Annotated in this window: 24 protein-coding genes; 14 read left to right on the forward strand and 10 right to left on the reverse strand. The window is 55.6% G+C overall.

The genetic code is table 11. The annotated features are described in order from the left end of the window. The first annotated feature begins 102 nt into the window (after nt 1-102). Together MWU64_RS05455 and MWU64_RS05460 are read left to right on the forward strand one after the other, a co-directional pair. Entirely contained in the window at nt 103-1155 is a 1053-nt protein-coding gene (locus MWU64_RS05455; RefSeq protein WP_247062213.1) for a hypothetical protein, read from the forward strand. Between the two features lie 27 nt (nt 1156-1182). Then, on the forward strand, nt 1183-3246 hold the full coding sequence (locus tag MWU64_RS05460; RefSeq protein WP_247062221.1) for a TRAP transporter large permease subunit: 2064 nt from the start codon (nt 1183-1185) through the stop codon (nt 3244-3246). A gap of 68 nt (nt 3247-3314) precedes the next feature. On the opposite strand, the gene MWU64_RS05465 is transcribed toward MWU64_RS05460, so the two are convergent. From MWU64_RS05465 to mutM, 6 genes are all read right to left on the reverse strand, one after another. Continuing rightward, a complete protein-coding gene (locus tag MWU64_RS05465) occupies nt 3315-4850 on the reverse strand; it encodes a phosphoenolpyruvate carboxykinase (protein ID WP_247062223.1) in 1536 nt (511 codons plus the stop codon). Between the two features lie 171 nt (nt 4851-5021). Beyond that, nucleotides 5022-5876, reverse strand: coding sequence for an Hsp33 family molecular chaperone HslO (gene hslO / locus MWU64_RS05470; RefSeq protein ID WP_247062225.1), 855 nt, complete (start codon nt 5874-5876; stop codon nt 5022-5024). An 89-nt stretch (nt 5877-5965) separates the two neighbouring features. Next, nucleotides 5966-6373 (reverse strand): ribosome-associated heat shock protein Hsp15, encoded by a 408-nt coding sequence (gene hslR, locus MWU64_RS05475; protein ID WP_247062227.1) that lies wholly within the window; start codon nt 6371-6373, stop codon nt 5966-5968. Nucleotides 6374-6430: 57 nt separating this feature from the next. Further along, a complete protein-coding gene (gene yrfG, locus MWU64_RS05480) occupies nt 6431-7117 on the reverse strand; it encodes a GMP/IMP nucleotidase (protein WP_247062229.1) in 687 nt (228 codons plus the stop codon). 86 nt (nt 7118-7203) lie between these two features. After that, nucleotides 7204-7536 (reverse strand): hypothetical protein, encoded by a 333-nt coding sequence (locus tag MWU64_RS05485; protein ID WP_199005669.1) that lies wholly within the window; start codon nt 7534-7536, stop codon nt 7204-7206. A gap of 191 nt (nt 7537-7727) precedes the next feature. Next, nucleotides 7728-8540, reverse strand: coding sequence for a bifunctional DNA-formamidopyrimidine glycosylase/DNA-(apurinic or apyrimidinic site) lyase (mutM, locus tag MWU64_RS05490; protein WP_247062231.1), 813 nt, complete (start codon nt 8538-8540; stop codon nt 7728-7730). 183 nt (nt 8541-8723) lie between these two features. On the opposite strand from mutM, the gene MWU64_RS05495 reads away from it, so the two are divergent. Continuing rightward, on the forward strand, nt 8724-9902 hold the full coding sequence (locus tag MWU64_RS05495) for a fatty acid desaturase (RefSeq protein WP_247062233.1): 1179 nt from the start codon (nt 8724-8726) through the stop codon (nt 9900-9902). An 82-nt stretch (nt 9903-9984) separates the two neighbouring features. On the opposite strand, the gene rsmD is transcribed toward MWU64_RS05495, so the two are convergent. Further along, nucleotides 9985-10623, reverse strand: a complete 639-nt coding sequence (gene rsmD / locus MWU64_RS05500; RefSeq protein ID WP_247062235.1) for a 16S rRNA (guanine(966)-N(2))-methyltransferase RsmD — start codon at nt 10621-10623, stop codon at nt 9985-9987. A 158-nt stretch (nt 10624-10781) separates the two neighbouring features. Here rsmD and ftsY point away from each other — a divergent pair, with 158 nt between their 5' ends. The 8 genes from ftsY (at nt 10782) to MWU64_RS05540 (ending at nt 18985) form a co-directional block, all read left to right on the forward strand. Next, nucleotides 10782-11993 (forward strand): signal recognition particle-docking protein FtsY, encoded by a 1212-nt coding sequence (gene ftsY, locus MWU64_RS05505; protein ID WP_247062242.1) that lies wholly within the window; start codon nt 10782-10784, stop codon nt 11991-11993. A 26-nt stretch (nt 11994-12019) separates the two neighbouring features. After that, the gene (ftsE, locus tag MWU64_RS05510; RefSeq protein WP_247062244.1) at nt 12020-12712 is read left to right on the forward strand and encodes a cell division ATP-binding protein FtsE; all 693 of its coding nucleotides are present in this window, start codon (nt 12020-12022) and stop codon (nt 12710-12712) included. Beyond that, the gene (ftsX, locus tag MWU64_RS05515) at nt 12702-13709 is read left to right on the forward strand and encodes a permease-like cell division protein FtsX (protein ID WP_247062254.1); all 1008 of its coding nucleotides are present in this window, start codon (nt 12702-12704) and stop codon (nt 13707-13709) included. Before ftsE ends, ftsX begins: the two co-directional genes overlap by 11 nt. 206 nt (nt 13710-13915) lie before the next feature. Continuing rightward, nucleotides 13916-14776 carry an RNA polymerase sigma factor RpoH gene (gene rpoH / locus MWU64_RS05520; protein ID WP_247062256.1) on the forward strand — a complete coding sequence of 287 codons (861 nt, stop codon included), beginning with the start codon at nt 13916-13918 and terminating at the stop codon, nt 14774-14776. 245 nt (nt 14777-15021) lie between these two features. Beyond that, complete coding sequence (locus tag MWU64_RS05525; protein WP_247062258.1) at nt 15022-15933, forward strand: NAD(P)-dependent oxidoreductase; 912 nt, start codon at nt 15022-15024, stop codon at nt 15931-15933. Nucleotides 15934-15955: 22 nt separating this feature from the next. Beyond that, entirely contained in the window at nt 15956-16735 is a 780-nt protein-coding gene (gene hyi, locus MWU64_RS05530) for a hydroxypyruvate isomerase (protein WP_247062260.1), read from the forward strand. 104 nt (nt 16736-16839) lie between these two features. Further along, nucleotides 16840-17520, forward strand: a complete 681-nt coding sequence (locus tag MWU64_RS05535) for a response regulator transcription factor (protein ID WP_133007660.1) — start codon at nt 16840-16842, stop codon at nt 17518-17520. Continuing rightward, complete coding sequence (locus tag MWU64_RS05540) at nt 17507-18985, forward strand: HAMP domain-containing sensor histidine kinase (RefSeq protein WP_247062262.1); 1479 nt, start codon at nt 17507-17509, stop codon at nt 18983-18985. The genes MWU64_RS05535 and MWU64_RS05540 overlap by 14 nt, the downstream gene beginning before the upstream one ends. A gap of 2 nt (nt 18986-18987) precedes the next feature. On the opposite strand, the gene MWU64_RS05545 is transcribed toward MWU64_RS05540, so the two are convergent. Beyond that, complete coding sequence (locus tag MWU64_RS05545) at nt 18988-19236, reverse strand: hypothetical protein (RefSeq protein ID WP_247062271.1); 249 nt, start codon at nt 19234-19236, stop codon at nt 18988-18990. Between the two features lie 289 nt (nt 19237-19525). On the opposite strand from MWU64_RS05545, the gene greB reads away from it, so the two are divergent. Continuing rightward, nucleotides 19526-20038 (forward strand): transcription elongation factor GreB, encoded by a 513-nt coding sequence (greB, locus tag MWU64_RS05550; RefSeq protein WP_247062282.1) that lies wholly within the window; start codon nt 19526-19528, stop codon nt 20036-20038. Nucleotides 20039-20154: 116 nt separating this feature from the next. Continuing rightward, complete coding sequence (locus MWU64_RS05555) at nt 20155-20628, forward strand: hypothetical protein (protein ID WP_247062284.1); 474 nt, start codon at nt 20155-20157, stop codon at nt 20626-20628. 12 nt (nt 20629-20640) lie between these two features. On the opposite strand, the gene MWU64_RS05560 is transcribed toward MWU64_RS05555, so the two are convergent. Both MWU64_RS05560 and MWU64_RS05565 read right to left on the reverse strand, forming a co-directional pair. Next, the gene (locus MWU64_RS05560; protein WP_247062286.1) at nt 20641-20952 is read right to left on the reverse strand and encodes a phage integrase N-terminal SAM-like domain-containing protein; all 312 of its coding nucleotides are present in this window, start codon (nt 20950-20952) and stop codon (nt 20641-20643) included. A gap of 148 nt (nt 20953-21100) precedes the next feature. Then, nucleotides 21101-21361: an acyl-CoA-binding protein gene (locus MWU64_RS05565; protein ID WP_199005683.1), complete on the reverse strand. Its 261-nt coding sequence runs from the start codon at nt 21359-21361 to the stop codon at nt 21101-21103. A 271-nt stretch (nt 21362-21632) separates the two neighbouring features. Between MWU64_RS05565 and tssB the strand changes: the two genes are divergently transcribed. Further along, the gene (gene tssB / locus MWU64_RS05570) at nt 21633-22130 is read left to right on the forward strand and encodes a type VI secretion system contractile sheath small subunit (RefSeq protein WP_247062305.1); all 498 of its coding nucleotides are present in this window, start codon (nt 21633-21635) and stop codon (nt 22128-22130) included. Nucleotides 22131-22180: the final 50 nt, after the last annotated feature.

A 22180-nucleotide genomic window follows, 5' to 3' on the forward strand; every position in this document is an offset into this window, starting at 1 on the left:
AGGCGGGCAGCGTATGCAATCTATAGTGGGTTTGGCACGAATGTGCAAACCCGAGCCTTATTGATCTGCGAATACGCATAAGAATAAAAGGGTGTAGTTGATATGACAGTTTCCCGGAAAAAGATGGCTTCAGGTGCACGGCTACGCGGTTTTGTGGCCGCCGTTGCTGCCAGCGTTGTATTAAGTGGCTGTGGGGTGGTCAACCACATGGTTTACAAAACCACGGGTGATGTAATGAAAGGCTTTTCCCGCAGTCACACCGTGCCGTACCTGATGCAGTCCGACGATCTGGCGATGGGTTGCGCCATGAGTGAGGCCACGGCACCGTTGCTGATGTCGTTTGGCCGTGTCACCAGCGAGCCGGATCAAATTGCCGTGATGCTGTACCTCTCCGCCGGAGGTTGCGCTGAAGAGCGTGCCATCGAGCACGAGCTGGACGGTATAGCGAAGCTGTATGCCAATGACGGCACCGGGGCTGAAGACGCATTCATTCAGAAAAAGCGGGCCTATACCGTGGCTGCCAAGCGCTATTTCAAAGGTTGGCAGCATCACAACGCCCATTACGGCAACCCGGATGGCGGCGAATGCCCAAGTTTTGACGACGAAGCCGATGAGTTCATCTACATGGCAGGCCTGCTGTCGGGCATGCAAGCCTTGAGTGCACAGATTCAGGCGGCGTCATCCATTGGTGTGCCGTTCAATACCGGTTCAGTTGTTGGTCGTGCCAGCCAGTGTCTGGACAACGAACAGTGGTGGGGCGCGCCCATGGGCTTAAGAGCGACCGTATGGGCCATGATCCCGGGCACTCAGCCACAGGGCGAGGATGCCTTTGAGCGTTTGGCTGCCGCGCAAGAGCAGGGTAAGGAAGCCGGTGTTCGCCTGGGGCACGTTTTCCACGCCATTGCCGCCACCAACAAAAACGATACGGCGCTTGTGAAGGCTATTATTCGCGACTTCGCTGAATCGGAGCAAACGGTTGAGGTGAGTGAAGACTGGCGCTTCATCGATGCCATGGCCAAAAACATGCTGGTGACCATCTCCGACAAGCTGTGGATGGAAAACACAGGGCACCGCACGCCCACCGGCCGTTTCGGGTCGTTCTGGGATGACCAGAGAGCGCCCGTTGAGACTATGGATCTCGACGATCTGTTGTAAATCCGTCATTTTCCAGAGTGGGTTGTCATGATTCAGGGTCGAATGAACCGTAGTGGGTTGGAGTGGTTTTCGTCGCTACCGGCCTGTCTGCTTTTGCTTGCGGTCGTGCTGTTTTCTACCAGTAGTGATATCCATAATCAGATGCTCCGGGGTGGGGAGCAGATGTGGAGTGGCTATTACAAGCTGCGGATGGATCCGGTTAAGCCACAGTGCGACGTCATTCAGGATGTAGACGCTGCGGTGGCGAAGGAGATGGCCAAAGCACCACCGGCTGATGACCCTATGGCATCGCTACTGGGGGATTTTGAGAAAGACCCCGCGGAAGTTCGCTTGGCGATTGAGCGTTCAGCCGCGGATTGCCGTGCCGCTCATACCAGTTATGCCGAGTTACAAGATCAACTGACACCGGGCGTAAAGGCGTATCGGGCCGTTGAATTGTTTGTGGCAGACCTGATCGCATTCGGGCTCGCCGCGCAGCGCTATATACTGGTTATTTTGGTGATGCTGTGTGCTGTCACCGCCACGCTAACGCGTCACCACATTGCCATGCGCGCGATGGAAACCCGGCTGGATTATACGGTTTCCATGACCCTGCAAACCATTGCCAACGCGATGCTGCTCGGGTCCAGTGTGATTTTCCGGCAGTCTACACTTGCCAGCAGTACGGCCATATCCAGCGAAGAGATGTTGCTGCACAATTTCTGGATCGCCGGTTTCGCCTGCCTGACCCTGGCCAGTTTGTATCGCCTCGTTCGGGTGCCTGATGAGCTGGAGCCCGGCGGAAGCCCGAGCAAAGCCTTTATGGCTGTGCCGCTGTATACCGTGATGTGTTTGATCTCCGGCACCTACTTTGCGGTGATTGGCCATTCGTCCGGCATTGGTATCTATCTGGGCAAGATGGTTGAGCTGGCGGATATGTTCCTGAATGTCGGTTTGTACGTTTGGGTGGGCATGATGCTCAAACAGACTAGGTTGGCCACTCTGGTGTTCGATGTTTTCCGGCCATGGCGCATGCCGCCGGAGATGCTGGCGGTGGTTGCGGTATTGGTTGCTGCCATTCCTACGGCGTACACAGGCGCGTCTGGTATCTTCGTGATCGCCGCCGGTGCGGTTATATACAGTGAATTGCGGGCGGCGGGTGCGCGGCGCCATTTGGCGCTGGCTGCTACGGCCATGTCAGGCTCGCTGGGGGTGGTGCTGCGGCCCTGCTTGTTGGTGGTCGTGATTGCCTATCTGAACCGCGAGGTTACCACCGACGAACTGTTCGGTTGGGGCATTTGGGTATTCGTGCTGACCGCCACCTTGTTCGGCCTTGTTGCGACCACCGTTAACCGACAAAGCCAGTTTAACCTTGCGCCCAGCGCAGAAGCGTTCCCGGCGAGTATCCGTGCCCTTCGGCCTTTGCTTCCGTATGTGTTGGTGATCGTGTCGGTGGTGCTGCTGTACCGCTTTGCTCTCGATGTGAAAATGGACGAATTTTCCGCGCCGCGGCTCTTGCCAGTGATCATGCTGTCAATTCTGGTGTACGAACACCTGAGTCGTAAGGGGGAGCGAATGGGGGCCTCCGGGGCTGGTCACCAGGGGCTGGAGGGAAGCGTTCGAAATGCCACCAACGACACCACGGCGGAAATTGGTGCGCTGTTGCTGTTGTTGGGTCTGTCGGTAAGTATCGGTGGCGTGATTGAGCGTTCCCACATCATGGAAGCCTTCCCCCAGGCTTTTGACAGTGCCTGGTCAGCGATGCTGCTGATGGTGGTGATTCTGGTTGTTCTGGGGATGATTATGGACGCCTTTGGTGCCGTGATTCTGGTTACGGCCACAGTTGCAGGCATTGCCTATTCCAGTGGTATCCACCCGGTTCATTTCTGGATGGTGACCTTGGTGGCCTTTGAGCTGGGCTACCTGAGCCCACCGGTGGCGCTGAACCACCTGCTGACACGACAGGTGGTCGGAGAAGCCGAGGTGCTGGCGGCCCAAGCGGAAGAGGGCACTTTTTATCAGCGTCACGAGCGCATCATCATGCCATTGATTGCGATGGGTATTTCGCTGGTGTTGGTGGCGTTTGTGCCTTTGCTGTTCTACGCCAGTTAAGTTTGATAGGAGCATTAAAAAAAGCGCCGTGCTTTCGCAGGGCGCTTTTTTTTTTACCGGGTTGAAACTCAGCTGAGTTTCGGGCCCGCCTCAACGATGGCATCCGCCACGTCGAACTTCTTGAAGTTCTCAACGAACTGACCAATCAGCTCCTGAGCCTTGCCGTCGTAGTATTCCGGGCTGGTCCAGGTGCTGCGTGGGTTCAGCAGATCGCTGTCTACACCCGGGATGTGCTTGGGCACGTCCAGGTTCAGCGCGTCCAGATGCTCGGTTTCCACATCGTCCAGGTCGCCGTTCTGAATCGCAGCAATAATGGCGCGAGTGGTCGGGATGCTGAAGCGCTTACCTTCACCGAAGGGGCCGCCGGTCCAGCCGGTGTTGACCAGGAATACCTTGCTGCCGAACTCATCGATCCGCTTCATCAGAAGTTCAGCGTACACGCCCGCCGGACGCGGGAAGAAAGGTGCGCCGAAGCAGGTAGAGAAGGTGGATTTCAGCTTGGACGAAGAGCCCATCTCGGTGGAGCCAACCAGGGCGGTGTAGCCGCTCAGGAAGTGGTACGCAGCTGCTTCGCGGGTCAGGATAGACACCGGAGGCAGAACGCCGGTCATATCGCAGGTCAGGAAGATGATGTGCGAAGGCTCACCGGCACGGTTTTCCAGAACGCGCTTCTCGACGTGCTCAAGCGGGTAGGCACAACGAGAGTTTTCGGTCAGGGAAACGTCGGTGTAATCCGGCTCGCGAGTTTCCTGGTCAATCATCACGTTCTCGACGATTGCGCCGAAGCGAATGGCGTCCCAGATGATCGGCTCGTTCTTCTGGCTCAGATCGATACACTTGGCGTAGCAGCCGCCTTCGATGTTGAACACAGTACCCGGGCCCCAGCCGTGCTCGTCGTCACCGATCAGGAAGCGGTGCGGGTCAGCAGACAGGGTGGTTTTACCGGTGCCGGACAGGCCGAAGAACAGGCAGGTGTCGCCGTTTTCGCTGACGTTGGCAGAACAGTGCATTGGCAGTACGTCTTTCTCTGGCAGCAGGAAGTTCTGTACAGAGAACATGGCTTTTTTCATCTCGCCGGCGTAACGCATGCCTGCCAGCAGGACTTTGCGTTTGGCGAAGTTGATGATTACGCAGCCATCGGAGTTGGTACCATCACGCTCGGGTACGCACTGGAAATTCGCAGCGTTGAGGATCTGCCATTCCTGCTTGTCGGCCGGGTTGTATGCTTCCGGGCGGATAAACAGGTTGCGGCCGAACAGGTTCTGCCACGCTGTTTCGGTGGTCATCTTCACGGCCAGGTAATGCTCAGGGTCTGAGCCTACGTGAACGTTTGAAACGAACTGGTCTTTTTCGGCAATGTAGGCTTCAACGCGATCCCAGAGGGCGTCGAACTTGTCGGCATCAAAGGGGCGGTTGATCGGACCCCAATGAATATCGTCGGCCGTGCTGGGCTCCTGAACAATGAAGCGGTCCATCGGTGACCGGCCGGTGCGCTCACCGGTGGTGACCACTAAAGAACCGTTCGCTGCCAGTTGGCCTTCGTTCCTTGCCAGTGCTAGCTCGACCAGCCGTGCTGTATTCAGATCAGTATAAGTGTTGCTCACTTCGACCTCGCCCTCGGGATGTCTTAGTGACTGCCCAGTCCGCATTTCAAAGTTGGCGGAATTCTGAGCAATCGGGTCAATTCAGGCGCGCTATTATGCCAGAGACGCCGGTAAAAAACGACTGCTCCGGAGGCCGCGTCTGGCGCGGCTTCCGGATAAATTTGTCGGGTGTCAGTGTAACGTATGACCGGTGAAAAGATGGTCAATTTCGTTTCTATCGAAGCGATAGTTGGCGTGGCAGAACTGACAGTCCATTTCGATGCTGCCCTGCTCTTCCAGAATGCTGTAACACTCTTCTTTGCCGATGGATTCCAGTGCGCCGAGGGTGCGTTCCCTTGAGCAGCTGCAGCGAAATGCCACGGGTTCTGGGTCAAACAAACGCACGGTTTCTTCGTTGAACAGGCGGTGCAGCAGTGTTTCACTGTCCAGTTCGAGCAGTTCTTCCGCCTTAACGGTGCTGGCGAGATGGTTCACCCGGCTCCACAGCTCGTCGTCTTCCTCGGTATGCCCCGGCAGTCGCTGCAACAGCAGCCCCGCCGCTGAGCCTTCGTTGGCAAACAGGAACAGGCTGGTGGCAAGCTGTTCGGAGCGTTCGAAATATTCTTCCAGGCAGCCGGAGAGTGTGTCGGCCTCACGCGGAACCACGCCTTGGTAACGCTGGCCCTTGTCCGGTGTGATGGTGATGGCCATACGGCCTTCGCCGAGCATTTCGTTCAGCGTACCACCGCTCATAGCCTGCTCGTCGAAGCGGGCCAGGCCGCGGATGTTTCGGTCGTGGCTGCATTCGGCCATCAAGGTGCGCAAGGCCCCTTCGCCCGCGGCTTGCAGTGCCACGGTACCTTCGAACTTGAGGGTGCTGCTTAACAAAACGCTGGCAACCAGTGTTTCGCCGAGCAAGTCGCGAATGGTGTCGGGGTAGGGCGCTTGCCGGGTGATTTCGTTGTAGCTGTCGCCCAACTGCACCCAGGCACCCCGCACCTGGCTGTGCTCAAAGATAAAACGCTGAAATTGATCTCGGGATGCCATGGTCTCTCCTGAAAATGTTGGTCAATTGCCCAATCAGGGCAGCGAGTTCTGTGTGTTGATGCCGGAGCTTTCGATCCTGTAGTGCTGGGCTACAGGTCGTTTTCTTCCCGAAATCGTTGGATCTTGCGGCGATCTTTTTTGCTGGGCCGGCGCGCGGGCGGCAGTTGTGCGGCTTGCATGGTTTTACGTTGCCAGGCCAGCTCTTCCCGTTTTTTAACGCTGGCTTCTGTCTCGTGGTACAGCGTTTGTGCCTCCGGCGCTCCGCGGCGCCGGTCGCTGATGCCGTCAATGACGACGATTTTTTCCTGCCAGCCTTGGCGCAGAGTGACTTTGGCCCCCGCCTCGACAATCTTGCCCGGCTTGGTTCTTTGGCTGTTGTAGTGGACTTTGCCGCCTTCTATGGCTTCTTTCGCCAGAGAGCGGGTTTTGTAGAAGCGTGCTGCCCACAGCCATTTGTCGAGTCGTACTTTTTGATCTTCAGTGCTTGTAGCCTTCATATCTCTTTCACCTGATGAGCGCTCCGCGCAACCATCCCTCAAATTATAACGGCCTCGTCAGGCTGATGGCAGTGGTCGGCGGGACTGCAAAGACGGCAAGATTTCATCAAAATGACAAATACCCGGAATATCAGGATGATGGGGGTTGGCTGTTTGTGTGCTGTCGGGCGAAAGAATTGCCAGGCATTGGCTGATGCCAGCTTCTTGTGCGCTCTCAAGCACCGGGAAGCTGTCATCGACCATTAAGGTGCGTTCGCGCTGGTAGTTTACCCGCTGAGACAGATCGCGCCAGAAACCCCGATCTTCTTTGGGCTTGCCCAGTTCATGACTTGAAATAATCATGTCTACGTGCTGATCCAGGCCGGTTCGCTGTAGCTTCAGTGCCAACGGGTCAGGGTGGCAGTTGGTAACGATGACTGAGTGAAGTCCGGCTGTTCGCAAGCTGCGCAGAAAGTCATGAGCGTGGGGCCGATAGCCAATTCGATCGCCAACTTCCGCTTTCAGTCGAGTGATGTCTACGGAGAGACGTTCGCTCCAATAATCAGTGCAGTACCAGTTCAGTGTGCCGCGTTCGGCCATGATCATGCTGATCAGCTGGTCTTTGGTTTCCTGTGGGTGCAGGTCGAACTGCTCGGCATAGCGTTTGGGCAGGTGTTCCAGCCAAAAGTGCGAGTCGAAGTGCAGATCCAGCAGCGTTCCGTCCATATCCAGAAACACTGTGTCGAGCGATGACCAATCAACCATAACAAAACAGCCTGAAGAATTTTGCTTCAGGCTGCCTTAGATTCCGGCCTCTGGCAAGCCGGAATTATACGGAGAAAACGGGGTGCTCAGTCGTCGGATTGCGACACCGCGTCTTGCTTGCGGCCGCTGCGCGTGCAGCCCAGGCAGCGCACGAACGTCGCCTTGGCTGGACCAACCACCAGAACCTCTCCGGCTTCACCGGCGTTGCCGCCAAGCGCCGAAAACGGCAAGGACACCAGATAAACGGCTGTGCCGACAATGGTGGTGGCCAGCAGAGCCGGGCGCAACAGCACTGCGTCTGTCGTCATGGCAAGGGCTGAAGGGCTTTCATCGATTGCACGGGCGTGGCCCATGGACGAAAACGCGAGAAGGCAGGCGGCGACAGTGGCTACCAGTGTGCGGGAAAACTTGCGAATCATGGGTAATCTCTCCTGAACGAATCGCCCGGCGTAACCGGAACTTCTAGCCCGAAATCTGTGTACGCATTTCAGTGGTGTAAGGGGTAAGTATAGCGCACGGTCATGAATTCTCTGTTAACTATGAATCATATTGCTGCAATTTCAAACGCTTTCTGGTTAAAAAGAGGGGTTGCCCTCGAATTAGGACAGGGCTAACGCTGGCACCGGGGGCAGTAGACGGTGGAGCGGTTGTTCATGCGGATTTCTTTTAAAGAGGTTTGGCATTCCGGGCAGGCTTCACCGGCGCGACCATATACCAGCAAAGATTGAGCAAAATATCCCGGTTTGCCGTCGCTGTTCACAAAATCCCGCAGCGTAGTACCGCCCATCAGAATGGCGGCGCTTAAGGTTTCTTTTATGGCTTCGGCCAGTTTGTGGTAGCGGTCCAAACTGATGCGTCCGGCTTTTCGCTTAGGGTGAATGCCCGCTTTATAGAGGGCTTCGTTGGCGTAGATGTTGCCGACGCCAACCACCACGTGGTTGTCCATGATGAACGACTTCACCGGTGTTTTTTTGCCTCGGGATAGGCGGAATAGCAAGGCTCCGTTGAAGTCTTGTGATAACGGTTCAGGCCCAAGCTCCCGGATCAGGGGATGGGCGCGGTAATCTTCTGTCCAAAGCCAGCAGCCAAATCGACGGGGATCGTTAAAGCGAAGGATTCGTCCGTTGCTCAGGCTCAGCTCGACGTGATCGTGTTTCATCGCCGGGCTGTGGTCGGTAATGACCCGCAAGCTGCCCGACATGCCCAGATGAACGATAACGGTGCCGGTATCGAGGTGCAGGAACAGGTACTTGGCGCGACGATCAACAGCGCGAATGGTTTGATGTTGCAGTAAAACGGGCAGATCGTCAGGGACCGGCCAGCGGAGTTTGCCATTATGCACTCGAACCTGGGTCACGGTTTGGCCCTCGCAATGGGGTGCGATGCCTTGCCGTGTGGTTTCAACTTCGGGTAATTCGGGCACTGAGCCTCCGCCGTTCGCCGCTTACGAAAAGAATAAGTGTAAACGGTAACAAAAAGTCCACCAAATATGGTTGTTCTGGCTTACAGCTGTACGCTAAAGTGTGCGTCGTATAATTCCCTTCGAATGCCCGCAGTTGTGTTTTCGTGCCGTATGTCGAAGTAGATTGATTTTCGAGGAAAGTTTATGTGGTTTAACGGTCTTTTGGACCTTTCTGTATGGCAGTTAATTGCGGCTGCTTTGGTGATGACTCACATCACGATCGTCAGCGTTACGCTGTATCTGCATCGGCATTCGGCCCATAACGCACTGGATTTGCACCCGGTTCTGAAACACTTCTTCCGTTTCTGGTTGTGGCTGACCACGGCTCAGAACACCAAAGAATGGACGGCCATTCACCGTAAACACCACGCCAAATGTGAAACCGAAGAAGACCCGCACAGCCCGGTTGTTCTTGGTGTTCGTAAGGTGCTGTTTGAAGGTGCTGAGCTGTACGCCGCGTCTGCGACTCCGGAGATTCTTGAGCGCTACGGTCAGCGAACGCCGGAAGACTGGATCGAGCGTAAGGTGTATACCCCGCATAAATATCTGGGTATTGCGCTGATGGCCGTGATCAACCTGGCTTTGTTTGGCGTGAACGGTATCTGGATCTGGGCTGTACAGATGATGTGGATCCCGATTTGGGCTGCCGGTGTTGTCAACGGGCTTGGCCATTATCTGGGGTACCGGAACTATGAGTGTGCGGATAATGCCCACAATATTTCGCCCCTGGGTATTCTGATCGGCGGAGAAGAGTTGCACAACAACCACCATACTTATCCGAACTCGGCAAAACTGTCACGGCGCTGGTTCGAAGTGGATATCGGTTGGGGCTACATCCGGTTGTTCCAGTTGTTTGGTCTGGCCAGACCGAAAGGTTATCGCCCGATCGCACACCATGTGCCCGGAAAGATGGATGTGGATGTGGAAACCGTGCAGGCCATTGCCAACAACCGCTTTGACATTATGCGCCAGTATCGTAAGCGCGTTATGACGCCGGTGCTGCGCCAGCAACGGTCCGTGATGGATGAAGACATCCGGCCCATGTATCGCAAGCTGAAGCGGCTGCTGCATCGGGAAGAGGCGCTCATCAAACCGCGTGAAAAAGCGCATTTGGAGACGGTTCTGGAGCGCAACGAAATACTGCGCCAGATCTACGAGAAGCATCAGGAGCTGCAATTGCTGTGGCGTCAGCGTGGGTTGAAGCCCCAGGAAAAGCTGCAGGCGCTGATGGAATGGTGCAAGGATGCCGAGGCCAGTGGCATTCGGTATCTGGAAGAGTTTTCAGCCCACCTGCGAGCGTATTCCCTACGCCCGGTGAGTTGATTAGCTGCCGCACTGAAACAAGCCCGAGTGACCTGGTCATTCGGGCTTTTTGCGTTTAAAACCGGCGGGTTGTTGGCCGGTTTTATTCCGAGGTCGTTTCGGTGGTCACTCGGTACAGGCTGTAGGTGACTTGTCCCGCAGTTTTCTGGCGGTGCAGTTCCCAGTTTTTTGGCGTGGGCGGGGTGCAAAGCTCACTTTCGTGCTCCACGTACACCCAGCCTCCGGGCTTTAACCATTGCTCCGAATCCAGCAGCGGGAACAGTTTGTCGAGCCAGCCCTGGCGAAACGGCGGGTCCATAAACACGATGTCGAACGGGGGTTGTTGTCGATGGCTCAGAAACTGCTCAACGTCTTGGCAGATCACCGCGCCCTGGTCCGATTTTAGCAGGCGAAGGTTGTCCCGCAGAGCTTTCGCCAGCGCAGGTGTGTGATCCACCAGAGTGGTTTGAGCTGCACCGCGAGACAGGGCTTCGAGGCCCAGCGCGCCGGAACCGGCAAACAGGTCCAGGCAATCGCTGCCCGCTACGTGATAATTCAGCCAGTTGAATAGGGTTTCCCGGATCCGAGCCGGGCTCGGACGCACGCCGCCTACATCCGGGAAGCGTAGTTTTCGGCTGCGCCAGTCACCGCCGATGATCCGCAACTCGCCATTGCCGCCTTGGCTAGCGCTTTGTGCTGCGACGAAGCCAGGTTTTCGGGGGGCTGGTTTGCGTTTCGCCATGATCTGCTCCACGGGCTGGAAGAGTTGTGAATTAGGGCGGTAATAGTACCGGAAAGCCAGAGCGGAGCGATAACCGCGCGACCCATCACTTAGCGCCGGCAGTCTGCTAGAATGTCCGCTTTCTTTCGCGCGCCCATTTTCAGACAGATGGTAAGACTATGACGGCAGAGTGGATTTCAATTGGCCTGTTGGCCCTTCTTGTTCTTTTCTTCTTGCTGGACGTTGCCGGCAATCGTAAGCGGATTCCGCGCCCGAAGCCGGTTCCGCAGCGCAAGCCCGATGTTGCCAAAGGTCCGGCCCCCATCGAGGAGGCCGAGAAAGACGCGGCTGAACCCGCAGCCGAGGTTGCGCCGGAAGCACCGGCTGAAGAACCCGCGGTTACAGAACCCGAGGTCGCCCCGGCGCCGGAAGTAATATCTCAGCCAGAGCCAGAGCCAGAGCCAGAGCCAGAGATCAGCGTCTTCGAGCGCATCAAGAAAGGTCTGGGGAAAACCCGCGCCAGTCTGACCGGCGGGCTTGCCGACCTGTTTTCGGTCGGTAAGAAGATCGATGAAGATCTGTTGGAAGAAATCGAAACGTCCTTGTTGATGGCGGATGTGGGCGTGACCGCGACGTCGGAAATCATCGATTCGTTGACGGAAAAACTGGAGCGCAATCAGCTCAAAGACGGCGAAGCCTTGCGCAAAGCGCTTCGGGAAGAGCTGCACGGATTGCTGAAAGATGTCACCAAACCCCTGCAAATTGACTCAGGTAAAACGCCTTATGTCATTCTGGTGGTGGGTGTTAACGGGGTGGGCAAAACCACCACCATAGGCAAGCTGACCCGCAAGTTCCAGAGCGAAGGCAAGTCTGTCATGTTGGCTGCCGGCGATACCTTCCGCGCCGCTGCGGTAGAGCAACTGCAGGTTTGGGGTGAGCGTAACGACGTGCCGGTGATTGCTCAGCATACCGGAGCCGACAGTGCGTCGGTGATCTTCGATGCCATTGAATCGGCGAAAGCCCGTGGTACCGATATTTTGATTGCCGATACCGCCGGGCGTTTGCAGAACAAAGACAACCTGATGAACGAGTTGAGCAAGGTCGTTCGGGTGATGAAGAAGCTGGATGAGTCGGCACCGCACGAAGTTATGTTGGTGCTCGATGCCGGCACTGGCCAAAATGCCTTGAGTCAGGCTCAGGTCTTCCAGCAGGCGGTAGGTGTGTCGGGCATTACCTTGACGAAACTGGACGGCACCGCCAAAGGCGGTATCGTATTTGCCATTGCGCGCCAGCTGCAGCTGCCTATTCGTTACATCGGCGTGGGTGAGCAGGCCGAAGATTTGCGCACGTTCGATGCCGAAACGTTCGTCAGTGCCTTGTTCGACGAATAACACCCAGCTCGGGAGTCCCAGCCTAGATGATAGAGTTTCGTCAGGTAAGTAAACGCTACGATTCTGATCACACCGCTCTGCGCCAGGTGAACTTTCACCTCGGGCGGGGTGAGTTGGCGTTTCTGACCGGTCATTCCGGGGCCGGTAAGAGTACTCTGCTGAAACTGATCATGGTGATGGAGCGGCCAAGCGCGGGGGAAGTCATTGTGGGCGGCCAGCGGCTCAATAGTCTGCCGAAACGCCAGATACCCTACATTCGCCGGCATATCGGTGTGGTGTTTCAGAATCACCAATTGCTGTTCGATCGCACCGTATTCGACAACGTGGCCATGCCGCTTGAAGTCATGGGGGTGCCCCCCAGAGACATCGGCCGCCGGGTGCGGGCTGCGCTCGACAAGGTGGGGCTGCTAAGCAAAGAAAAGATGAATCCCATGCAGTTATCTGGAGGGGAGCAACAACGGGTTGGCATTGCCCGGGCGGTGGTGAACAAACCACCTGTGCTGTTGGCGGATGAGCCTACCGGTAACCTCGACCCGCAATTGTCGGCAGACATCATGCAATTGTTTACGGAGTTCAGTCAGGTTGGGGTTACGGTGCTGATTGCTACCCACGACATTGCCTTGATCAACCAAATGGGTCGTCGTCGGCTGACATTGGATCACGGTGAGTTGATTGCAGGTGGCAGCGCTCCGGTCGGAGGAGGTTTGCATGGCCGCTGACCCAAAACAGAAGCCGGATAACCCGCGTGGTGCCGCCACCCGCGCGAAGTCGCCGATTAATAATCAGGCCAGAAGTTATCTGGATCACCATCGCAAAGTGGCCCGTGACTCCGCCCGGCGGCTGCTGAAAACGCCGATTGCCAGTTTGATGACGTGGACCGTTATGGGCGTGGCGTTGGCGTTGCCGGTGGCTTTGCTGTTACTGCTAACGAGTTTGCAGGGAGTAAGTGCGGGTTGGGAAAGCAGCGCCCGGATCACGGCGTACTTGAGCATGGATACGACCACAGAGCAAGCTAGGGCGCTTGCTCGTGAAGTAGACAGCGACGGTCGTATTTTGTCGGTCGAGCTGGTTGAGCGGGATCAGGCTTTGGCCGAGTTTCGGGCCGCCTCCGGTTTGGGCGATGCGCTCGATTTTCTGGGTGAGAACCCGCTGCCCCACACTTTGCTGATTACGCCTCAGGAGAACGCCCGCACGGCCGAAAGCGTGCAGGCGTTGGTGGCTTTTGTTGAAGGTATGGGGCAAGTAGATCAGGTTCAGGTCGATCTGGGTTGGTTGCAACGTCTCAATGCCATGACCGATATTCTGGCGCGAGCGGTGTGGGCTTTGTCATTGTTATTGGGCGCGGCGGTAATCTTGGTGATCGGAAATACCGTACGTTTGGCAATCGAGAATCGTCGCGATGAAATCCTGGTTGCGAAACTGGTCGGTGGCACCGATGCGTTTGTGCGTCGGCCCTTTTTGTATGCCGGTGCCTGGTTTGGTCTAGGTGGCGGTGTGGTGGCCTGGGTGTTGATTCAGGTGTCGCTGTGGTGGCTGAATGGTCCGATCGAACGTTTGGCTGATTTGTATCGTAGTGAGTTTGTTTTGCAGGGCCCGGGCTTCGAGGGCGCGGCAGCATTGATTATCATCGCAATGCTGTTAGGCTGGTTAGGCGCTTGGGTGGCAGTGAAGCGTCATCTGGACGATATAGAGCCGGGTGAGATTGCCGGCGGGTAATGTAGATCACGGCAATACCGTATTGAATTTAGAGCTTGCTCTGGCTTAACGTTAAAGTGTTAACAAAGTGTTTCAGACAGGCACGGTGAGTATTCCAGATTGTTGATAATGAACGTTTTACTGGGGTTCTCGGGAACTTATTGAGATCTTGGCGGTCTTGCTATTTGTTGTTATATTTTAGGTCCGTCAGGTTCGGAGGTTAATGCATGGGTACGAGTTTACAGCTGGCTGACAGACTGGTTCCGGGCGCGAATCTAGAATCTTATATTCAGGCGGCAAGCCGCATTCCTGTTCTTACAGTAGAAGAAGAGCGGGATTTGGCGGAGCGGCTGCATTATGAGGGTGATGTAGAAGCAGCCCGCCAGTTGGTGCTTTCTCATCTTCGGTTCGTGGTTCATATTGCTCGCAGTTATTCAGGCTACGGTCTGGCTCAGGCTGATTTGATTCAGGAAGGCAATGTAGGCTTGATGAAAGCGGTAAAGCGCTTCAATCCGGAATACGGTGTGCGCTTGGTATCGTTTGCCGTGCACTGGATCAAGGCTGAGATTCACGAGTTCATTTTGCGCAACTGGCGTATCGTGAAAGTGGCGACGACCAAGGCGCAGCGTAAGTTGTTCTTTAACCTGCGCAGCCAAAAGAAGAAGCTGGCGTGGTTGAATCACGATGAGCTGAACGCGGTCGCGGAGGACTTGGGTGTGGAGCCCAAAGTGGTTCGCGAGATGGAAGGCCGCTTGGCTTCCCGTGATGCGTCGTTTGATGGTCCGATGGACGATGATGACGATGCGGTGTATCAGGCGCCGGCTCATTATCTGGAGGATCGCCGTGCCGATCCGGCGGTGCAGCTTGAGAATTCGAACTGGTCTGAAGATTCCAATGGCCGTTTGATGCAGGCGTTGAGTGTCCTGGATGAGCGCAGTCAGGATATCCTTCGTGAGCGTTGGTTGACGGACAGTAAGTCGACGCTGCATGAGTTGGCGGATAAGTATGGCGTTTCTGCTGAGCGGATTCGGCAGCTAGAGAAGAATGCCATGAAGAAAATTAAGGCTCAGATGACGGAAGCGGCTTAGTAGCCCTTTTGTTTTGAGTGTTTGAAAACGCCACCACCGTTTCGCGGTTGGTGGCGTTTTTGTTTGTATAAACCTGATACCTATATAAATTCATGCCGTCCGACGAAGGGGTTGGGGCAGCCTTTCCAAAAACCGCTCCTGCGGCACATCCATGTGGCGCTTCTGCTCCGCCATCCTTGGCTGCGCACATTTTTGGAAAGGCTGCCCCAACCCCTTCGTCGGACCTTTGAGTGGGATTCCAAAAGATGACAATAAAACTTCCTCGTATCGCTTTTCTCGGTATTGGTTTGATGGGCGCGCCTATGACCCGAAACCTGCTGAACGCCGGATATCCAATGACGTTGTGGAACCGAACGCAGAGTAAGTGCGAGCCGTTTGCCGGTGAAGCCACCATTGCCCAGTCACCCGCTGAAGCAGTCGCCGATGCGGATGTGGTGATCACCATGCTGGAGAACGGGCAAGTGGTGGACGAGGTGCTGGTGGCGCAGGGCGCGATTGCTGCGTTAAAGGCGGGCGCGTTGCTGATTGATATGAGTTCGGTGCAGCCGTCGGTGGCGCGTGGTCACGCAGCGTTGGCGGCGGAGCAGGGTGCGGGGTATTTGGATGCGCCGGTGTCGGGTGGCACGGTGGGTGCGGCGGAAGCTCGGTTGAGCATTATGGCGGGTGGTTCCGAGGCGGATGTGGCTCGGGCGTTGCCAGTATTTGAGGTGCTCGGGAAGTGTACCCGTATAGGGCCGGTGGGGGCCGGGCAGTTGGCTAAGCTGGCGAATCAGGCGATTGTCGGGATTACCATTGGAGCGGTGTCTGAAGCCTTGTTGTTGGCGGCCAAGGGAGGCGCTGATCCGGCGGCGGTTCGGGAGGCTTTGATGGGCGGGTTTGCCGGAAGTCGGATTTTGGAACTGCACGGCCAGCGGATGATTGACCGGGATTTTGCGCCGGGTGCGCCGGCGCGGATTCAGTTGAAGGACTTGCGGATGATTCTGGATGAGGCCCGTGCCGAAGGGTTGACGCTGCCTTTGTCTCAGCAGGTGCATAATGAGTATCTGTCGTTGGTGGCGAACGGCCACAGTGAGGTGGACCACAGTGGGCTTTTGCTGGAGTTGGAGCACGTGAATGGCACGTTGATGGGTTCTCTGGGCCGCGGGCCGAAACAGTAAGAGTCGAATTCAGGAGATTGTGATGCCTCGTTTTGCGGCCAATTTGTCGATGTTGTTCTCTGAGGTGCCGTTTCTGGAGCGTTTTGCCAAGGCGCGCGCTGCCGGGTTTGATGGTGTGGAGTTTTTGTTTCCGTATGAGTGGCCGGCGGACGTCATTGCGGCGGAACTGAAGGCAAATGAGCTGACTCAGGTGTTGTTTAATCTGCCGCCCGGCAATTGGGGCGCGGGTGAGCGGGGCATTGCCTGTTTGCCAGACCGGGTTGAGGAGTTCCGGGCCGGGGTTGAGCAAGGCATTAGCTATGCGAAAGTACTGGGCTGTAAACAACTGAATTGTTTGGCCGGGTTAAAGCCGGAAACGCTGAGTGAAGACGAAGCCTGGCGTACGCTGGTCGCCAACGTTCAATATGCCGCCGGGCGTTTTTCCGAGGCTGGGTTGACCTTGTGTCTGGAGGCGATTAATTCCCGAGTGGACATGCCGGGTTTTATGTTGGATACCTCTGGCAAGGTGATGGCGCTTATTGAAGAAGTGGATGCAGATAACGTTCGGTTGCAGTACGACATCTACCACATGCAGATTATGGAAGGGGATTTGGTCCGGTCCATGGAGTGTCTGCTGCCGTGGATTGCCCATGTGCAATTTGCCGATAACCCGGGCCGACACGAACCGGGCACTGGTGAGATTAACTTTTCGAATGTTTTCGAGGCGTTGGATCGTATGGGTTACGAGGGCTGGGCGAGCGCTGAGTACAGGCCGTCCGGGGCGACCGGGCAATCAATGGGTTGGTTGCGTCGCATTACTTGACCGTCGTCAGACGCGACACCCTCTTACAAGATCGTAACTGGCCCGGGCTGCCGGTTCTTCGTAACCTTAGAGTTAATGTTATCCGCTATCAGGAGGGCTCACCGGTGAAAGCACTGGTAATCGAAGACGATCAGGATGTAGCAAGTTACCTGGTAAAGGGACTGAAGGAATCCGATTTCGTAGTAGATCACGCTGCCGACGGTAAAGACGGCATGATGATGGCTGCGAGTGAAGAGTACGACATCATGATTGTGGATCGTATGTTGCCCGGCATGGACGGCCTTTCCATCATCAAGACAGTGCGGGCCACCGGTAATCAGGTTCCGGTGCTGATTCTGAGCGCGCTGGGTGATGTGGATGACCGCGTTGAAGGCCTGCGGGGCGGTGGTGATGATTACCTGACCAAGCCGTTCTCGTTCACTGAGTTGCTGGCACGCATTGAATCGCTGGTACGCCGTAACCGTCAGGCGGCCGAAACCGAAACGGTGTTGAAAGTGGCCGATCTGGAGATGGATCTGCTTGCGCGTACCGTTAAGCGCTCGGGTCAGAACATTGATGTTCAGCCCCGAGAGTTCCGGTTGCTGGAATATTTGATGCGCAATGCTGGCCAAGTGGTCACCCGAACTATGCTGCTGGAGAAAGTCTGGGACTATCACTTTGATCCCCAGACGAACGTGATCGACGTGCACATCAGCCGCTTGCGCGCGAAAATCGATAAGGAATTCGACACCCCTTTGCTGCAAACAGTCCGGGGTGCGGGATACATGTTGCGTGAAACTGCTTAGTCAGCTTAGAACGTCGTCTTTCCAGCTGGCACTGCTCTACATGGTGGTGTTTGCCACCTCGGTATTTTTGCTTCTGGCATTTATATACTGGCGCACCGCTGGATTCATGACCGCTCAGACTGATGAGACGATCGAGGCCGAAATTGCAGGCCTCGCAGAGCAGTACCGCGGGCGAGGCGTTAACGGGTTGATCACCATCATCCGGGAACGCGTCGCTCGTGACCCCAACGCTAAAACGGTTTATCTTCTTTCGACCGATGATCTGCTAAAGCTGGCAGGCAACATTGAAGCCTGGCCGGAAGGCAGCCGCACGGCTGAAAGTGGCTGGATCAACTTTACCCTGGACTCCAGCGTCGGCTGGAAAGGTCCGGAACGATTAGCCCGTGCCCGTATTTTCGATGTGCAGGGCGGTCTTCGGTTGTTGGTGGGGCGCGATGTTGACGAGCTGACCAGCCTCAAGCGAGTCATCGAAGGCGCAATTAACTGGGGTATGGGCATTACCCTGGCGCTGGCTTTGTTGGGCGGCTTTTTAATGAGCCGAAGCACCACCCGCCGTATTGAAGTAATCAACAACACCTCTCGCCGTATCATGAACGGCCACCTTTCATTGCGAATACCCACTCGCGGTACCGAAGACGATTTTGACCAGCTGGCGGAAAACCTGAACCAGATGCTCGACCGCATCGTGTATCTGATGGAAGGTATCCGGCACGTCTCCGACAGCATTGCCCACGATTTGAGAACACCGCTGACACGGCTGCGTAACCAGCTGGAACGAACCCTGATTTCTGTGGATAACGATGAAGCCCGCGAACAGGTTGGCCGGGCCGTAAGCGAAGCAGACCAACTGCTGGCGACGTTTAATGCGCTGTTACGGATTGCTCGACTGGAAACCCGCGGTAACACGGCCGACATGAAAGTGATCTCGCTGGACGAGCTCGTGGGTGATGCCTGCGAACTCTACGAAGCATTGGCCGAAGACAAAGATCAGCAATTCAAGCAGGTGATGGAACCCAAGGTTATGATCGAGGGTGACCGGGATCTGCTGTTCCAGATGGTCAGTAACCTGATCGACAACGCGATCAAGTACACGCCGGAGCATGGCGGCATTGTGGTGGTGGTTCGTAAAGAGGGAGCCAGCGCCATTTTCGAAGTGCAGGACTCCGGCATTGGTATTCCGGATGATGAAAAAGATCAGGTGTTTCAGCGCTTTTACCGGGTTGGCAAAAGTCGTTCATTGCCGGGCAATGGCTTGGGCCTTAGCCTGGTCAGCGCAGTGGCAGAGATTCACCAAGGGGAAATCCTGTTGAGTGACAGTCACCCGGGAGCGGAGATGCCGGGGCTCACGGTTGCGGTGAAAATGCCAGCATTTACCGGGGTAAGAAAGCGTATTAAAACGGCTCAGGTGGAGCAGCTTCCCGACGGTGCGGATGAGGCGCGCTCATCCGCCAACAGTCAGGCCTGATCTCAGTGGCTGGCGCGGAAACGGTTAACTTGCGCCATTAAAGGACTGAGCAACGCTTCGAACTGAGCGCGGCGGTGATCCACTTTTACCTGCAGGCTGTCCCATTCACCCTCCAGATGCTTTTGCTCAGCCATCATGAACGCCGCAATGTTGTGTCGGTTTACCTTGTTGGTAACGCCCAGTTCGTCCAGTTTAAAGCCGATGCTATCGACGCCTTCCAGCGCCAGATTCAGAATCTTTTGAGTGTTCATGGTGTGTCTCCACAAAATGGTGAGTAAGGGCTAGTGAGGGGAAAATTAGCGATAGTGTCTAGAGTGCGCAACCTAATTTTTCGATGCACGAGCTTGTGGGCTCTTGCCAAAAGGTAATGCAGTGGCCACCGCCGGGTAATGGTCAAACTGCATAATGGATAGTGTAGATGAAGAAGCTGGCCCAACAAGGTTGCTTCTTCCTCCAGCACAGCGCTAGCCTTATACCCCGTGATCCACGGGGTTTTTTTATGCCCTCACATTCTTCAGTCAGGTTGAGCGCAAACGTATCATGGTAAAACCCACATCTTCCGGACATCCGCCCCGCTACATTACTCCGGAGGGAGAGCAGACGCTGCGAGAAGAGCTTCAGTACCTGTGGAAAATCAAGCGACCCGAGGTCACCCAGGCCGTGCGCGAAGCGGCCGCTCAAGGCGATCGCTCTGAAAATGCGGAATACATCTACGGCAAGAAACAATTACGAGAGATTGATCGCCGGGTGCGCTTTCTCAGTAAACGGCTGGATGAGCTGACGGTCGTAGACCGGCTGCCGGACGACCAGACCCGCGTGTATTTCGGGGCTTGGGTAACGGTCGAGGACGAAGACGGCGAGGAGCAAACCTATCGTTTGGTAGGGGCGGACGAGTTTGATCTGACCAAAGGTTATTTGAGTATCAATGCACCGCTGGCGAGAGCGTTGATTGGAAAACACCTGGACGACGAAGTCTCGGTGAAAACACCCGATGCCTGGAAAAACGTTGTTATTACAGGCATTCGGTATAACGCCAACGCGCCCGGCGAGTGAGAGCTGTCACAAAATCGTCTAATTGGTGAGCGAATTGTCAATTTTGACGATACACTGATCAAAAAATTGTCACTCCAATGTCCAGTGGGGTGTACGGTCTGATCAGGACGATTGCCATGAATGCCGCTAACTACACCATCGAAAAAACGTCAGGCCACGGCTTTTGGAGAGCGTGCATCGGATTGATGCTAGGAATTGGGCTGTCATTGCCGGCTTATGGTCAGGCACCAGCCAGTGATACCGATGCCCCGGTGTTTGAATACGAAGAGCGCTCCACCATCGATACCATCCCTTTCCGCTCAATGGATGAAGAGGTGTTGGCGAATACCGTTATAGAGGGCGGGCTCGCTGCGCCTGCAGCGGGCGTACCGGTACAGGCAGGAAAAGACGCAGACTTTTATCTTGATCCCTTGGCTCTTCAGCCCAGGGACGAGCGGACCGATCTGGGGCGTTCAGAAATCCCTGTGGATATCCGTTTCGCAAACCCGAAAGTGGTGCCGGGGCAGACACACAGCAACAACTACGTGATCCGCCCGCCTCAGAACCGAACCTACGACGCGCTGAATGTGAACATGACCGAGCGGCCGTAACCGCCCGTTGGCTCAGGCCGCAGCGCTGTCTTGTTGCTCCGGCTTGCTCAGTACGTCGTCGTAGAAAAACTCGAGCGCTTGTCTGGCCTGGTTGAGCCGGGCCCGGGACACTCTCAACTGTTCGTTCAGGTACGCAAAAAAATGCGCCTGATCGTCGTCGGACAAGGTGCCGGGGTCTTTCAGATCGTGAAACAGCACGTAACGGCTGATCCAGTGCAGATAGGTCTGTTCTGCCCGCTGGTTGAGTTCGCGTTTGTGAATAGCAGCTTGAACAAGGTTCACCAAGCCGGGGCGTGACTGCTCCAGCGCTCCAGTAATATCCATGTGTAAGGTCTTCCGAATGACTTGTTGTTCTTATGGTGCGCGCATCATATGACAAACGTTTGAAAGGCGCAAAGATGGAGCGGAAGAGAAACGTTGTGGAACGTGGATGCAGCCGCCGGTAATGGCCAGCGGCTACGACTGCAACGGTTTACTTCAGTGATTCGAGCTTATCGATGTACTGCTGCATGGCTTCTTCGCTGGAAGTACCTTTCAGCTTATCCCAAGCGTCGTACTTGGCGCGGCCAACGAAATCCATCATGCCGGGACGCTTTCCTGAAACATCACCTTCGGTGGCTTGCTTGTACAGGGCGTAGAATTCCAGCTTCAGTTCGTTGGATGGTTGAAAATCGCCTTCGGCTGTCTGGATGTAGTTTACTGACTCTTCAAACTTGGCTTTCAGGTCACTCATCGTTGTGGTCCTTGGTGTGAATGGTTGCTTCCTATAAAGGTCAGCGAAGTATAGCTTTGGGTGCGGGGCTCGTCATTGACTAAAAGAGCGCTCTACTTGGCATTACGGCAATCTGGCAAAAGTTTGCCCGAGTGCTCATTTTGAGCCAATTATGGCCAAAGGCTTATTGAGATAGACCGTACACAGGTGTACAGTTTCGCCTGTTGTTTGCCAGGATGGCAGGCACAAAGGAATGAAATACGCTGCAAATGAATTGCACAGGGAGCAAGTCATGTCTGGTAAAGATGGTTCTGTCGCGCCGAAAGAGCGCATTAATATCAAGTATGTCCCCGCCACCGGCGATCAGCAGGCTGAAACCGAACTGCCGCTGAAGATGTTTGTGGTCGGCGATTTCAAGGGCCATGCTGAAGAAACCCCCATTGAAGACCGTAAAGCCATTTCTGTGGATAAGAACAACTTCCGTTCTGTCATGAAGGAAGCTGGCCTTACGCTCTCAACCTCCGTATCTAACAAGCTCGAAGACGGCGCTGATGACCTTCCGGTGAATCTGCAGATCGAAAGTCTGGAAGACTTTTCGCCTGACAGTATTGCCCGCCAGGTTCCGGAGCTGAAAAAGCTGATCGAACTGCGCGAAGCGCTTGTGGCCCTCAAAGGTCCCCTCGGCAATGTGCCGTCCTTCCGCTCCAAGCTTCAGGAGCTGCTGGACGACGAACGCGCACGGGAATCGCTGCTGGCGGAACTGGAACTGGCAACCGAAAACGACGAATAAGCGCGTTTCTGGCACCGGTTACACCCAACACCAATTATCAATTACGTACT

Source organism: Marinobacter sp. S0848L (assembly GCF_023016065.1).
Classification (GTDB): Bacteria; Pseudomonadota; Gammaproteobacteria; order Pseudomonadales; family Oleiphilaceae; genus Marinobacter.

Excerpts from the sequence above, each read along its gene's own strand:
- MWU64_RS05560 (WP_247062286.1), bottom strand. The coding sequence starts at position 20,952 with ATGGATATTACTGGAGCGCTGGAGCAGTCACGCCCCGGCTTGGTGAAC.
- greB (WP_247062282.1), top strand. The coding sequence starts at position 19,526 with ATGGTAAAACCCACATCTTCCGGACATCCGCCCCGCTACATTACTCCG.
- MWU64_RS05545 (WP_247062271.1), bottom strand. The coding sequence starts at position 19,236 with ATGAACACTCAAAAGATTCTGAATCTGGCGCTGGAAGGCGTCGATAGC.
- MWU64_RS05525 (WP_247062258.1), top strand. The coding sequence starts at position 15,022 with ATGACAATAAAACTTCCTCGTATCGCTTTTCTCGGTATTGGTTTGATG.
- rsmD (WP_247062235.1), bottom strand. The coding sequence starts at position 10,623 with ATGGCGAAACGCAAACCAGCCCCCCGAAAACCTGGCTTCGTCGCAGCA.
- ftsX (WP_247062254.1), top strand. The coding sequence starts at position 12,702 with ATGGCCGCTGACCCAAAACAGAAGCCGGATAACCCGCGTGGTGCCGCC.
- hslR (WP_247062227.1), bottom strand. The coding sequence starts at position 6,373 with ATGAAGGCTACAAGCACTGAAGATCAAAAAGTACGACTCGACAAATGG.
- MWU64_RS05495 (WP_247062233.1), top strand. The coding sequence starts at position 8,724 with ATGTGGTTTAACGGTCTTTTGGACCTTTCTGTATGGCAGTTAATTGCG.
- MWU64_RS05555 (WP_247062284.1), top strand. The coding sequence starts at position 20,155 with ATGAATGCCGCTAACTACACCATCGAAAAAACGTCAGGCCACGGCTTT.
- hyi (WP_247062260.1), top strand. The coding sequence starts at position 15,956 with ATGCCTCGTTTTGCGGCCAATTTGTCGATGTTGTTCTCTGAGGTGCCG.
- yrfG (WP_247062229.1), bottom strand. The coding sequence starts at position 7,117 with ATGGTTGATTGGTCATCGCTCGACACAGTGTTTCTGGATATGGACGGA.
- ftsE (WP_247062244.1), top strand. The coding sequence starts at position 12,020 with ATGATAGAGTTTCGTCAGGTAAGTAAACGCTACGATTCTGATCACACC.
- MWU64_RS05455 (WP_247062213.1), top strand. The coding sequence starts at position 103 with ATGACAGTTTCCCGGAAAAAGATGGCTTCAGGTGCACGGCTACGCGGT.
- MWU64_RS05460 (WP_247062221.1), top strand. The coding sequence starts at position 1,183 with ATGATTCAGGGTCGAATGAACCGTAGTGGGTTGGAGTGGTTTTCGTCG.
- hslO (WP_247062225.1), bottom strand. The coding sequence starts at position 5,876 with ATGGCATCCCGAGATCAATTTCAGCGTTTTATCTTTGAGCACAGCCAG.
- MWU64_RS05485 (WP_199005669.1), bottom strand. The coding sequence starts at position 7,536 with ATGATTCGCAAGTTTTCCCGCACACTGGTAGCCACTGTCGCCGCCTGC.
- rpoH (WP_247062256.1), top strand. The coding sequence starts at position 13,916 with ATGGGTACGAGTTTACAGCTGGCTGACAGACTGGTTCCGGGCGCGAAT.
- tssB (WP_247062305.1), top strand. The coding sequence starts at position 21,633 with ATGTCTGGTAAAGATGGTTCTGTCGCGCCGAAAGAGCGCATTAATATC.
- MWU64_RS05565 (WP_199005683.1), bottom strand. The coding sequence starts at position 21,361 with ATGAGTGACCTGAAAGCCAAGTTTGAAGAGTCAGTAAACTACATCCAG.
- ftsY (WP_247062242.1), top strand. The coding sequence starts at position 10,782 with ATGACGGCAGAGTGGATTTCAATTGGCCTGTTGGCCCTTCTTGTTCTT.